Origin of the sequence: Allobosea sp. TND4EK4, assembly GCF_900156025.1 — a bacterium.
Lineage (GTDB): Bacteria > Pseudomonadota > Alphaproteobacteria > Rhizobiales > Beijerinckiaceae > Allobosea.
Window position 1 is genome coordinate 311,988 of sequence record NZ_FTMO01000002.1, and the last position, 12,852, is coordinate 324,839.

Below are 12,852 nucleotides of genomic sequence, written 5' to 3' on the forward strand. Positions count from 1 at the left end.
GCGATGTCGGCCTCCATGGCATTGGCGAGCGTGATCGAGCGCCGGACCGGCAATTCCGGCTGGATCGACGTGGTCTGGACCTTCGGTCTGGGAGCGACGGGCGTCGCGGGCGCGTTGCTGCCGTTCGGGACGGGGCCGGTGTCGCGGCGCATGCTCGTGGCTGCGCTGGCCCTCGCCTGGGCCCTGCGCCTCGGCCTGCACATCGCCCGGCGGACCAGGGGCATCACCGAGGACCCGCGCTATGCGAAACTGAAGCGCGACTGGGGCGCGGCCGCACCCAGGCAACTCGCCCGGATGCTGCAGATGCAGGCTTTGGCCAGCATCCCGCTGGGGATGGGGATCGTGCTGGCCGCTCATGGCCCTGCCCCGTCGCTCGGCTGGGGCGACCTGATCGGCGTCCTCGTCTTCGTCGCCGGCATTGCCGGCGGCGCCATCGCCGATGGCCAGTTGCGTGACTTCGCCAGATCCGGCGCGGGCGGCGTTTGCGACCGCGGACTGTGGCGCTGGTCGCGGCATCCCAACTACTTCTTCGAATGTCTGCTCTGGTGCTCCTACGCGGTGATAGCGCTGGCGGGGGGCTATGCCTTCGGCTGGCTCGCTCTGCTGGCGCCGGCCTGCATCACGCTGCTGCTAACCCGCATTTCCGGCATCCCGCCGCTGGAAGAGCACATGCTCGCCAAGCACGGAGACGCCTACCGCGCCTACCAGGCGCGGACGAGCGCCCTGATCCCGCTGCCCCCCGGAGGAGCGACGCCATGACCATCATGCGGAGGCTCTCGAACTGGGGCGAGGCTCTTCCCGTTCCGGACGCGGTCAGCCGCATGGTGATCGCCTCGCTGGTGGGGCGCACCGACCGGTCTCTCGCCACCCAATCGCCGGACGCCGCCGCCTTCGCGCGCGAGATGGCGGCGTTTCCGATCGCCCTCCATACCGATGCCGCCAACGCCCAGCATTACGAGGTGCCCTCCGCTTTCTTCGCCCAGATCCTTGGCCCTCGGCGGAAATACTCCTGCTGCTACTATGCCGCACCGGGGGACACTCTCGCCTTTGCCGAGGAGACTGCGCTGGCCCTGACGGCGGACCATGCCGGCCTTGCCGATGGGCAGGACATCCTCGAGCTCGGCTGCGGCTGGGGCTCGCTCTCACTGTGGATGGCAGAGCATTATCCCGATGCAAGGATCGTCGCAGTCTCCAACTCGGCCTCGCAGAGGGCCTTCATCGAGGAGCAGGCCCGCCGCCACGATTTTGGAAATCTGCGAGTCGTCACCGCGGACATGAACGAATTTGCGACGGAGGAGCGGTTCGACCGCGTCGTCTCCGTCGAGATGTTCGAGCATATGGCGAACTGGCGCGCGCTTCTCGGGCAGGTTCGGGGCTGGCTGAAGCCGGATGGCCGGCTCTTCATCCACGTCTTCGCCCATGCCCGCGGCTGCTACCGCTTCGATTCCGCCGACGCCGGCGACTGGATCGCGCAGCATTTCTTCACCGGCGGGCTGATGCCCAGCGCGACCCTCGCCCACCAGTTTCCCGACCTCTTTGCCGTCGAGGCCGAGTGGCGCTGGAGCGGCGAGCACTACCGCGCGACGGCCGAGCAGTGGCTGGAGAATTTCGACCGCAACCTGCCGATGATCGATCCGATCCTGCGCGAGGTCTATGGCTCGGATGCCGCGCTCTGGCGCCGACGCTGGCGCCTGTTCTTCCTGGCGACCAGCGGCCTCTTCGGGCATGCGGGCGGAAACGCCTGGGGCGTCCACCACTACAGGCTGAGCCCCACCTGAGCAGATGGGGCGGAGAGCTGGCTCAGACCCAGCCCCACTGCCCCGCCACGCGAACCGCGTGATAGGCAACCCAGGTGCAGAAACCGACGACGAGGGTGCCGTAGGCGAGGTCCGCGAGCGTGATCGTCAGTGTCCAGGGACGCAAGGTCGCGTAGTTCGTCAGGTCGTAGGTCGCGTAGGCCAGCAGCCCGATCAGCGCACCGTTCAGCAGCGCCGACCCGGCATTGCCGTCCCGCAGCGCCGGCATCAGCGCGAAATAGACCACGCCGAGCGGGAAGCCGAAATAGAACAGCGCCGCCGGCCAGTAGCGCACCTGCTCCACGATCAGATCGCCGAGCGCGGGGCGGTAGAGCTTCGCCGTCATCGTGCTGAGCCAGATGGCGTCGCAGATGCCGAAGGCGACGAGGAAGGCAATGTAGCCGGCGAGGAAGCGCATGGCGATCTCCGAGGATTTTCAAGGGAGATACGCGGGCTTCCGCAAGCTGGTTCAGTCCGGTCGAGGACCGACCGAGGCGCGTCATGCGACGGCGGGGTAGATCCGGCATGGTGCGCCGCACCGTATCAGCAATCATGCTTCTCAGGCCCATGGTGACGATGACGACCCGGATCGCCCGCCGCACGCTCCTTCCGCTGCTCGCGGGACTTGCCCTGCCGGCCTGCGCCGCCCTGCGGCCGGGCGCCCTGACCGAGGGCGCGCGCGATGTCGCCTATGGCCCCCATGCCCGCCAGCGCATGGACATCTATGTGCCCAGGGGCGGCGGAGATGGCCCGAAGCCTGTCGTCTTCTTCATCTATGGTGGCTCATGGGCCAATGGAACGAAGGAAGCCTATTCCTTCGTCGGCGATGCGCTGTCGGCCCGCGGCTTCGTCACCGTGATCGCGGATTATCGCCTTGTGCCGGAGGTCCGTTTTCCGGCGTTCATCGAGGATGGAGCGCTCGCGCTGCGTGTCGTGCGCGACACCATCGCCCGCTTCGGCGGCGCGCCGGACAAGATCCACCTCATGGGGCATTCGGCCGGCGCCTATAACGCGATGATGCTGACGCTGGACAGGCGCTACCTCGCCGCCGTGGGCCTTGGCGCCGGCGACATCCGCTCCACGGTCGGCCTGTCCGGCCCCTATGATTTCCTGCCTTTCGATATCGACGTCACGAAAAACGCCTTCGGCAACGCGCGCGTTCCGGCCCAGACACAGCCGGTCACCTTTGCCCGTCGCGACGCCCCGCCGATCTTCCTCGGCACCGGCTCGGACGACACGACGGTCCTGCCGCGCAACAGCGAGCGTCTCGCGCAGGCGCTGCGGCAGGCCGGCGCCGGCTCCGTCACGCTCAAGATCTATCCCGGCCTCGGCCACGCCGGAACCGCGATCGCCCTCTCCCGGCTCCTGCCGTGGCAGGCTCCGGTCCTCGACGATGTCGTCACGTTCCTGAAGGCGAGGTGAAAGTCAGATATCGAGCCGTTGCAACCGCCGCCGGTCACGCAGGACCATGCAGCGCCGGTGCTTCGGCAGCTCGATGATTCCGTCGCGCTCGAGTTGGCAGAGTGTGCGCGAGACGGTTTCGATCGTGAGCCCGAGATAGTCGCCGATATCGTGGCGCGACATCGGCAGGTCGAAGCAATCCTGCTCGTCCATGCGGTCGGAGAGGTCGAGCAGGAAGGCGGCGACCTTCTGCACCGCGTTCTTGCGGCCCAGCAGCAGACGATGGGCGCGCGTGCGCTCCAGCGCATGCATCACCGCATCGAAGGCGCTGCCGCCCGGTTCGTTCCACAGGTGGCGCGGGACGATCCGCACCGCAGTGGTGTCGATCGCCTCGGCGCTGAAGCTGTAGACCTTCGTGCACTCGATGCCGAAGACGTCGCCGGGGAGGAAGAAGCCGTCCACCTGCCGGCTTCCGTCCCGAAGCAGCTGGCACGTCCGCACCGCGCCCGAGAGCACCTGGTAGATGCAGGATGCGGGGTCTCCCTGCATGAAGATCGCCTCGTCCTTGCGGAAGATGCGCGGCGTGCTGGCGGCCGGGCGCAGCTGGGGCGCGACGGCGATGGGGGAGGAGGTCTGCAGAGCCAGGGAGAGCACGAGGATCAATCTCATGTTCGGTCAATCGATGCCCGAATCTACCCTTCTGCGGGCCTGCCCCCTATTCGGATTGATCACCTAAGGGAGGTTCCGGATCCCCCAACGTCAGGAGATGTGGCCTGGCGGATGCAGTCGACGAGGGCCGGCCCTTCGAGCGGCTTCTCCAGGATGCGCCGGTACCCCGCCTCGGCCGCACGGCGGCGAACGTCTTCGGTCAGCCTTGCGCTGATCAGGATCGCGGGGACGCAGACGCCGTTCGCCCGCAGCCTGGCGAGGAGGGCGAGCCCGTCGAGCCCCGGCATCGAGTAGTCGATCACCAGGCAGCCGCCACGGGCGATCAGGCCGGCCGAGAGGAGCTGCTCGCCGTTTCCGTACGTCCGGACCTGGAAACCTTCCAGCTCGAGCGCGAATTGAAGTGAATGCCGCACCGCATCGTCGTCGTCGACGACGATGACGGTCGGCCCCGTCTTGCCAGTCATGAACGCGCCTGCCTCGGCCACGCGGGCTGGATGCCCTGCCGCGCGCATTCTGCCCGGAGCGCTCCGGCGCCCCAATTCAGGAAAATCCCCTATGGCAGCTCTCGCCCGGCGCGGCGCTGCGGCGCGCCGGGCGTCCGGCTCAGGGCAAGGCAGCGCCAGACGTGAACAGCACGAACCGCACGAGTTCGGGCAGGCTCGTCGCGCGCATCTTGGTCATGACATTGGCGCGATAGATCTCGACCGTCCGGGGGCTGATCCCGAGTTCATGGGCGATGACCTTGTTGGCCTTTCCGGCGACCAGCCGTTCGAGCACCTGTCGCTCGCGTTCGCTCAGGGCATCGATCCGCGCCTGGATATCGCTGCTGAAGGCGTCTCGCTTCGCCTGATGCTGATACCGGTCGAGAGCGGCCTTCACGGTCGAGATCATCAACTCGTCGTCGAAAGGCTTCTCGATGAAATCGATCGCCCCATGCTTCATCGCCTCCACGGCGAGCGGGACATCGGCATGGCCGGTCATCACGATGACGGGCAGCGCGATCCCGCGCTGCCCGAGCTGGCGCAGAAACTCGATGCCGTCGATGCCCGGCATGCGGACATCTGTGATGATGCACCCCGCCGAAAGCTCCTTGACGCTGGCCAGGAAATGCCCGGCCGATTCATGCAGCCGGACCGGAAGCCCATCGGAGGCGAGCAGGAACGACAGGGACTGCCGGACGGCCACGTCGTCATCGACCACATGGACGATGGCATCACTTTGCATGGGTCATCTCCTCGGGATCGACCGCCCTGAGTGAAAAAACGAAACGGGTTCCCCCTTCCGGGACCGGCTCGGCCCAGATCCGCCCCCCATGCGCCTCGACGATCGTCCTGCAGATCGAGAGGCCGACGCCCATGCCATGCTTCTTCGTCGTCACGAAGGGTTGGAAAAGCTGCTCGACGATCTGCGGTGCGAGCCCGGGCCCGGTGTCGGTGACGGACACCTCGATCGCTTCATGGGAGATGCGGGCGGTCGCGACGACGAGCTCGCGCCGCTTCTCCCCGCTCATCGCCTCGATGGCATTGCGGATGAGATTGAGCAGCACCTGCTGGATCTGGATGCGATCGGCCAGGACGAAGGTGGCCTTCGGGTCGAACAGATAGGCGACGCGGATGCCCCGCTCCTTCGCGCCGACCAGGGCGAGCGCGCTCGCCTCCTCGATCAGCTTGGTCAGGACCTCGACATGGCGGTCGCTTTCCCCCCGCGCCACGAAGTCGCGCAGGTGGCGGATGATCTGCCCGGCCCGCAAGGCCTGCTCGGCCGCCTTGTTCAGCCCGTCTTCCAGCATGGCGACCTGGTCGCCCTCCATGCGCTGCAGGATACGCCGGCACCCCTTGAGGTAGTTGGCGATGGCGGTGAGCGGCTGGTTGATCTCGTGGGCGAGCGTGGAGGCCATCTCGCCGAGCGCCGTGAAGCGCGACATATGGACGAGCTCGGTTTGCAGTTCCTGAAGCCGGGTTTCCGTCCTCTGGCGCTCGGTCAGGTCCCGGATGAAGCCGGTGAAATAGCGTCGCCCGCCGGAGTGCATCTCCCCGACCGCGAGTTCCATCGGGAAGGTCGAGCCGTCCTTGCGCTGGCCCACCACGACCCGGCCGATGCCGATGATCCTGCGCTCCCCCGTCCCGAGGTAGCGCTCAAGATAACCGTCATGATGCTCGCGATAGGGCGACGGCATCAGGATCTTGATGTTCCTGCCCTGCACCTCTTCCGCCGTATAGCCGAACTGGCGGATGGCGGCGGTGCTGAAGGACTGGATGGCGCCCCGCTCGTCGATCACCACGATGGCATCGGGGACCGTCTCCAGGATCGACCGCAGATGGGCCTCGCGCGCCTGGCGCGCCTCGTCATTCGCGACCTCCGCCGAAACGTCGCGGAGCACCAGCGCGTATCCGGAAGGGATCGGGGGGCGATCGACGAGAGGCGACACCGAGATGCTGGCCTGGAAAGACGACCCGTCCTTGCGCCGCAGGCGCGAGAGCGCCGAGGCGGTTCCCGCCGCACGCGCTCCCGCCAGCAGCGCCTCGACACCGAAACACGCATCGGCCGCGAACAGCTCCGCCATGTCCTGGCCGATGATCTCTCCGGGCTCCCACCCGGTCAGATGAGCCGCCCCGACATTCCAGCTCGCAATCTTCGCGCCCTCGTCGATGAAGATGAGTCCGAGATCGCTGACGACCTCGGCCAGCGGGAATGCTTTCGCCAGGGGATGCGTAGCGGGCGGCAAGGCGTTCGGGTCGTTCACTGCCGGATCGGCCATTCAGTCCATCTCGCCTTATGCCGTTGCGCGGGTCGACTCACCCTGCCTCCATGGCGAGCCGAACGCCACGCCCATTGTCCTATCGCAAAGCCCCTGACCGTTTAAAGGGCGATGGAGGGTTCACGACGGCCTCCCATCTGGACGAAGGCACAGTGGGTCGTACCACAGCGCGACGAGCCGCGCCCGATGTCCTCGGGGCCCGCGGAATCATTGCGGCCTCTCATCATCTTCGCTTATGCTCCAGCAGCGCGGCCCCCAGGGGGTGCTCTCTTTTGGCCTGCGTCCGGCAACAACGCACCAGCCGGCGCGCCTTGCGTTGAATCAAGCGCCTCTTCCGTCTGCGGGCTCATAGTTTATCGCGCACCGGAGTCGGGATCGCGTCCGACGTTCCGAACCATTCCAGATGGAGGGTCCAGCTATGGCCAGGACGATGAAGGCCGCCGTTGTGCGGATGTTCGGCAAGCCGTTGACGATCGACGAGGTGCCGGTACCCGAGCCCGGCCCAGGCATGATCCAGGTCGCGATCAAGGCCTCCGGGGTCTGCCATACCGACCTTCATGCCGCAGAGGGCGACTGGCCGGTGAAGCCCAACCCGCCCTTCATCCCCGGCCATGAAGGCGTCGGCTTCGTCTCGGCGGTGGGCGCGGGCGTCAAGCACGTCAAGGAGGGCGACCGTGTCGGCGTGCCCTGGCTTTACACCGCCTGCGGCCATTGCCGGCACTGCCTCGGCGGCTGGGAAACGTTGTGCGAGACGCAGCAGAACACCGGCTATTCGGTGAATGGCGGTTTCGCGGACTATGTCGTCGCGGACCCCAACTTCGTCGGCCACCTGCCGAAGAACATATCCTTCACCGAAATCGCCCCGGTGCTCTGCGCCGGTGTCACGGTCTATAAGGGGCTCAAGGTCACCGACACCAAGCCCGGCGACTGGGTCGCGATCTCCGGCATCGGCGGGCTCGGCCACATGGCGGTGCAATACGCCAAGGCCATGGGCCTCAACGTCGCGGCCGTCGACATCGACGACGCGAAGCTCGATCTCGCCAGGCGGCTGGGCGCGACCGTCACGGTCAATGCCCGCAACGAGGACCCGCGGACCGTCATCCGCCGCGAGACCGGCGGCGGCGTGCAGGGCGTGCTCGTCACGGCGGTCAGCCCCAAGGCCTTCGAACAGGCGATCGGCATGGTCGCGCGCGGCGGCACGATCGCGCTCAACGGCCTGCCGCCGGGCGGCTTCCCGCTCGACATCTTCGGGATGGTCCTGAACGGCATCACCGTGCGCGGCTCGATCGTCGGTACGCGGCTCGACCTGCAGGAATCGCTCGACTTCGCGGCCGATGGGAAGGTCAAGGCGACGGTGGAGACCGCCAGGCTCGAGGACATCAACGATGTCTTCGAGCGGATGCACAAGGGCCAGATCGAAGGCCGCGTCGTGCTCGATCTCGCCGCCTGATAGACCGCGGGGGTCGGTCGGTTCGCTGTCCTCAACGGAAGTGGTGGGCCGGGCCGGACTCGAACCGGCACCGGCGCTGTTATGAGCAGCGAGCTCTAACCATTGAGCTACCGGCCCGCTCCTCGCCTACAGCATCCCGGAAAAAAGAAAAGCCCCGCGGCATGCGCCGCGGGGCTCCTCACTGTGTCGTTTCCTGAGGCCGGGATCAGGCCGCGTGCGCCAGATTCTGGCCTTCGCTATGGGCGGCGTGGCCCTCGCGGAACTGGAAGCGGGCGATGTGCTCGGTGAGGGCGCGGGTCTGTTCGTCGGTCAGCGCCAGCGCCGCGTTGGTCTCCTCGACCAGCGCCGCATTCTGGTGCGCCATCGTGCCGATGCCGTCGATCTCGGTGTTGATCGCCGAGACGTCGCTCGCCTGGCTGCGGGCCGTCTGCGAGATGCCGTTCATCAGACCGGTCAGCTCATTCACCGAACCGACGATCGCGCCGAACATCGCCGAGGTTTCCTCGACGAGGCCGACGCCGACCTTGACGTCGCCATGGGCGGCCTCGACGAGCTTCTTGACGTCGTTCGACGCGTCGGCCGAGCGCTTGGCGAGGCTGCGGACCTCGGTGGCGACCACCGCAAACCCCTTGCCGGCATCGCCGGCACGGGCGGCTTCGACGGCGGCGTTCAGCGCCAGCAGGTTGGTCTGGAAGGCGATCTCGTCGATCATCGCGATGACCTCCGAGATCTTGCTTGAGGACTGCCGGATGCGCTGCATCGCTTCCAGCGCGGAGGCGACCACCTTCTCGCCCTGCTGGGCCCGCTCCTCGGCGTTCTGGGCCATGCCGGTCGCCTGCGCGGCCTCGCTCGCGGTCTTCTTGACGGTGCCGGCGAAGGCGCCGAGCTGGTTCGTCGCCATCGAGACGGCGTTGCTCTCCTCGCTCGTCCGCTCGGCGAGATCCGTCACGCCGTCGAGAATTTCGCTCGTGGCGCTGCGCACGGCAGAGACGGTCTCCGACAGACGCGCCAGCGTGCTCTCGAACTCGTCGGCCAGCGCGTTCGTACCGTCCTTGAGCTCGGCGAAGGCGCCTTGATAGAGACCCTCGATGCGGGTGGAGAGGTGGCCGGCCGAAAGTTCGGCCAGCACGTTGCAAGTCTCGGACAGGCCCGACTGGACGGTCCCGAGCAGCTCGTTGACCGAGCCGGCGAGCGCATTGAGCTCCGGATCGGCGAACTGCGCCGCGACCCGCTGGCTGAAGTCGCCGGCGGCGGCGGCGGCGACGACGACGCCGAAGGCCTCGCCGAGTTCCTGCATCATCTGGCGGCGCTGCTCCTGCGACCGCTGCTCGTCCTCGAGCTTGGCGGCCTCGGCGGCGCGCAGCGCCACCGCATTGTCCCGGAAGAGCAGGACGCTCTTCGAGATGTCGGAGATTTCGTCGTTGCCGCGGGTATCGACGACGGTCTCGAGGGCCCCGTCGGCGATCGCGCGCGTCGCGCCCCACAGACGGTTGAGACGCCCAACGATCGCCGGCCGCACATAGAGCAGCGCCAGCGCAAGCGCGATCAGCAGCGAGCCTGCCCCGATGACTCCCAGCCACATCTTGCTCTGCTGGATCATCTCACTGGTCGAAGCGCTGGTCGCCGCAGCGCCGTTGCGCGAGGCGGTGACGAGCTGGTCCACCTCGTGACGAACGGCGTCGGCCGCAGCGCGGGTCTGCTCCAGCCCCTTGTCCATGCCGGCACGCGTCTCGAGTTCGCGGTCGCGGATGGCGACGACGCCGTTGCGGTCGGCGCTCAGGTTGACGATCGCCTGCACGGCCTTGGACCGCTCGGGATTCTGCCGCAGGGCTTCGGCATCGGAGAGCAGGGCCATCAGGCGCTTGATATTGGCATTGAGCTGCGTCTTGAGCTGCCCGAAGCGCACCGGGCTGTCCACCTGGGAGATCTCGCGCAGCAGGCCGACGAGTTCGCTCGTCTGGAGCTGCAGGGCCTGCAGCGACGAGACCAGGGCCAGATCCTTGTCGATGATCTGGTTGACCGCGGCCTCGACCTGGTCGCTGGACACCTGAGCGGCGCTGGAGATGCCCATCTTGAGGTTGAACTGTGCGTCGGAAGTCTCGAAGTCGGCGATGCTGCTGAAAGCGTCGCGGGCCTTGGTCAGGTTGGCAAGCGCCGTCACCTGGTCGGCGCCGTTACGCAGGCGGTCGCCTGTGAGATCGTTGATGTCGTTGATCTCCCGCGAGAGCGCGTCGATCGCCTTCTGCGTCTTCGACTGGTCGACCTTGCCCTGCTGGGAGATGCGACGCAGCAAATCCATCTGCCGCGACTCGACCTTGTCGAGCTCGCCGGTCAGGGCCGAGCGCTGCTGGACCGTCGCGACCTCGCTGAAGCGGGCGGCGAGCGCGGTCGACTGCGTTGCGGCCTGCGACAGCTCGAGCGCGAGCTGGACCACCGGCATCTTCTGCTCGACGAGATCGTCGACCGTCGTCTCGACGCGCTGGTAGGACAGGAACGCGACGCCGGTCGAGACGATCGTCAGCGCGGTCAGCGTGCCCAGCGCCGCATAGATGCGGGTCGCGATGCCGATCCGCATCGGCTTGCGCTCACGCGCTGGCTTGGCATTCGTCATGAGGTCGTCTCCGCATTACGCGACGCGAGAAGAAGGATTCAGCGGCTCGGAGGCGGTGTGTCCGCCAACCGGGAAAAGGGCGATTCCGTTGCGGCCGGCACGCGAATCCTCATCCTCCCGGCGGGGTGGCCGGGCGGCTGGAACCGCATGCAGCGTCGAACGGACATGAAGGATTTTCCCCGCGCCGGCTTGACCCGGCTTGTCGAGGAAAGATGCGCAACTGCGCTTAAAGAACGTTTAAACTTGGCCCGTTTTGAATCAATCTGGATTCACTCTGATTGACCTAACGTTAGGTTTTCGGTTCGTCCGTGGTCTCTTCCCGCGGCACCGGCCGCGGGCGCCCCTCCTCATCGATCGCGACGAAGGTGAAGGTCGCATCGGTGACCTTCTCGTGCAGCGTGGTCCTGAAGCGCTTCGCCCAAGCCTCGATATGGATGCGCATCGAGGTCCGGCCAACCGATTCGATCTCGGTATAGACGCTGAGCACGTCGCCGACCTTGACCGGATGGATGAAGGTCATTGCCTCCACCGCAACGGTGACGACGCGCCCTTGCGCCCTGTCCACGCCGGCGATGCCGCCGGCAGCATCCATGCGCGACATCACCCAGCCGCCGAAGATGTCGCCATTGGCATTGGTATCTGCCGGCATCGCATTGACGCGAACCGTCAGCTGGCCGCGAGGGGCCTCGTCCCGTGTGACACCGACCTCGTCCATCATGCCTCTCCTCGCCCCGCAGCGCGCCCCGCGTCCGGCCATCGTCGGTAGCGGCAAGCGCGAACGCCATCAACCGCCGCAGGCGAAAAGGCCCCTGCTCAGGCCGCGGCCGGCGTTGCGCCGCCCGCCGCCGCGCGCCGCGCCCGCATCATCAGCCAGCAGACGATCGCGAGGTTAAGCAGGTTCCAGGCCAGCCCGTTCAGGAAGGCCGCGCGATAGGAGGCGAAGGCGTCGAAGATCGCGCCGGAGACATAGCCGCCGAAGGCCATGCCGAGGATCGTCGCGGACATGACGATGCCGATGCGGGTCCCCGCCTCCCGCGCCGGCAGGTATTCGCGGATGATCACCGCGTACATCGGCACGATGCCGCCCTGGAACAGCCCGAAGATGCCCGTCACGATGAAGAGCGAGGTCAGCCCGTCGAACCAGAGATAGAGAAAGAGCGCCAGCCCCTGCATCAGCGAGCCCAGCGCCAGCGTCGCCGCCCCGCCGATGCGGTCCGCGACGAAGCCCGAGCCGATGCGGCTGACGATTCCGAGCGCCAGCATCAGCGAGAGCATCTCCGCGCCGCGCGCGACGCCATAGCCAAGGTCGCCGCAATAGGCGACGAGATGGACCTGCGGCATCGCCATCGCGACACAGCAGGAAAAGCCGGCGACGGCGAGCAGCCATTGCAGCTGGTTCGGCGAAAGACCCAGATCGCCCCGCGCCCCGGCGCTGGCCGCTTCGGCGGCCGCGAGGCTCGCGGCCGAAGGCCGCCGTCGGAAGAAACCCGCCAGAGGCAGCATCACCGCCAGCACGGCGATGCCGATCCCGATATGCGTCGCGCGCCAGCCGTGATGCGCCACGCCCCAGGTGATCACCTGCGGCCAGATCACGCCGGCGAGGTAGCTGCCGGAAGCGCCGAACACCACGGCCAGTCCGCGATGCCGCCGAAACCAATGCGAGAGGTCGGCGATCAGGGGTGAGAAGCCCGCTCCGCCGCCGACGCCGATGAAAAGATGGACCAGCGCGAACTGCCAGAGCGTCTGAGTCAGCCCCGCGACCATGTAGCCAAGGCCCAGCAGCAGCGCTCCCAGAACGATCGGCACGAGGATGCCGTAGCGGTCGGCGATGCGCCCCATCGCGATGTTGCCGAAGCCGAAGCCCAGCATCACGCAGGTATAGGGCAGCGCCGCTCCCGCGCGCAGCGTATCGAACTCCTGCTGCACCGAAGGCAGCACCACGACCACGGACCATGTGCCGACGCAGGCGGCCGTCCCGACGAGCAGCGCGACGGCGAGCCGCAGCCAGGCATAAGAAGAATCGGGCGCATAGCGCGCCGCATCGTCGTTCGGGGCCATGTTTCCTCGGCGCTGGCTCTCGCGGCCTTCAAGCCGAGGCTTAGCAGCTAACGGCGCGAGAACAACTGCCGCCGACACAGGCGAGGAATGCGTTTCGCAAGAAAGCCGC

General features: G+C 67.2%; 12 protein-coding genes and 1 tRNA gene. 4 read left to right on the top strand and 9 right to left on the bottom strand.

Annotation, left to right across the window (positions count from 1 at the left end; genetic code table 11):
* The first annotated feature begins 3 nt into the window (after positions 1–3).
* Positions 4–759 carry a DUF1295 domain-containing protein gene (locus BW981_RS06435; protein WP_244560242.1) on the top strand — a complete coding sequence of 252 codons (756 nt, stop codon included), beginning with the start codon at positions 4–6 and terminating at the stop codon, positions 757–759.
* A complete protein-coding gene (locus BW981_RS06440; RefSeq protein ID WP_076437361.1) occupies positions 756–1,778 on the top strand; it encodes an SAM-dependent methyltransferase in 1,023 nt (340 codons plus the stop codon). The genes BW981_RS06435 and BW981_RS06440 overlap by 4 nt, the downstream gene beginning before the upstream one ends.
* A 22-nt stretch (positions 1,779–1,800) precedes the next feature.
* Here the strand turns inward: BW981_RS06440 and BW981_RS06445 are convergent, their stop codons facing one another.
* Positions 1,801–2,214, bottom strand: a complete 414-nt coding sequence (locus tag BW981_RS06445) for a DUF2177 family protein (protein WP_076437363.1) — start codon at positions 2,212–2,214, stop codon at positions 1,801–1,803.
* A 134-nt stretch (positions 2,215–2,348) separates the two neighbouring features.
* Between BW981_RS06445 and BW981_RS06450 the strand changes: the two genes are divergently transcribed.
* Positions 2,349–3,218 (top strand): alpha/beta hydrolase, encoded by an 870-nt coding sequence (locus BW981_RS06450; RefSeq protein ID WP_244560243.1) that lies wholly within the window; start codon positions 2,349–2,351, stop codon positions 3,216–3,218.
* Positions 3,219–3,221: 3 nt separating this feature from the next.
* Here the strand turns inward: BW981_RS06450 and BW981_RS06455 are convergent, their stop codons facing one another.
* The 4 genes from BW981_RS06455 to BW981_RS06470 form a co-directional block, all read right to left on the bottom strand.
* Positions 3,222–3,866: a helix-turn-helix domain-containing protein gene (locus tag BW981_RS06455; RefSeq protein WP_076437365.1), complete on the bottom strand. Its 645-nt coding sequence runs from the start codon at positions 3,864–3,866 to the stop codon at positions 3,222–3,224.
* A 59-nt stretch (positions 3,867–3,925) separates the two neighbouring features.
* On the bottom strand, positions 3,926–4,351 hold the full coding sequence (locus BW981_RS06460; RefSeq protein ID WP_244560244.1) for a response regulator transcription factor: 426 nt from the start codon (positions 4,349–4,351) through the stop codon (positions 3,926–3,928).
* 118 nt (positions 4,352–4,469) lie between these two features.
* The gene (gene fixJ / locus BW981_RS06465; RefSeq protein ID WP_076437367.1) at positions 4,470–5,090 is read right to left on the bottom strand and encodes a response regulator FixJ; all 621 of its coding nucleotides are present in this window, start codon (positions 5,088–5,090) and stop codon (positions 4,470–4,472) included.
* Positions 5,080–6,624, bottom strand: coding sequence for a PAS domain S-box protein (locus tag BW981_RS06470; protein WP_083712207.1), 1,545 nt, complete (start codon positions 6,622–6,624; stop codon positions 5,080–5,082). Before BW981_RS06470 ends, fixJ begins: the two co-directional genes overlap by 11 nt.
* A 418-nt stretch (positions 6,625–7,042) precedes the next feature.
* Here BW981_RS06470 and adhP point away from each other — a divergent pair, with 418 nt between their 5' ends.
* Entirely contained in the window at positions 7,043–8,074 is a 1,032-nt protein-coding gene (gene adhP, locus BW981_RS06475; protein ID WP_076437369.1) for an alcohol dehydrogenase AdhP, read from the top strand.
* 41 nt (positions 8,075–8,115) lie between these two features.
* Here the strand turns inward: adhP and BW981_RS06480 are convergent.
* The 4 genes from BW981_RS06480 to BW981_RS06495 form a co-directional block, all read right to left on the bottom strand.
* Positions 8,116–8,191 (bottom strand) — tRNA-Ile (locus BW981_RS06480).
* Positions 8,192–8,279: 88 nt separating this feature from the next.
* A complete protein-coding gene (locus BW981_RS06485) occupies positions 8,280–10,685 on the bottom strand; it encodes a methyl-accepting chemotaxis protein (RefSeq protein ID WP_076437371.1) in 2,406 nt (801 codons plus the stop codon).
* Between the two features lie 289 nt (positions 10,686–10,974).
* On the bottom strand, positions 10,975–11,400 hold the full coding sequence (locus tag BW981_RS06490; protein ID WP_076437789.1) for an acyl-CoA thioesterase: 426 nt from the start codon (positions 11,398–11,400) through the stop codon (positions 10,975–10,977).
* Positions 11,401–11,498: 98 nt separating this feature from the next.
* The gene (locus tag BW981_RS06495) at positions 11,499–12,743 is read right to left on the bottom strand and encodes an MFS transporter (RefSeq protein ID WP_076437372.1); all 1,245 of its coding nucleotides are present in this window, start codon (positions 12,741–12,743) and stop codon (positions 11,499–11,501) included.
* Between the last annotated feature and the right edge of the window lie 109 nt (positions 12,744–12,852).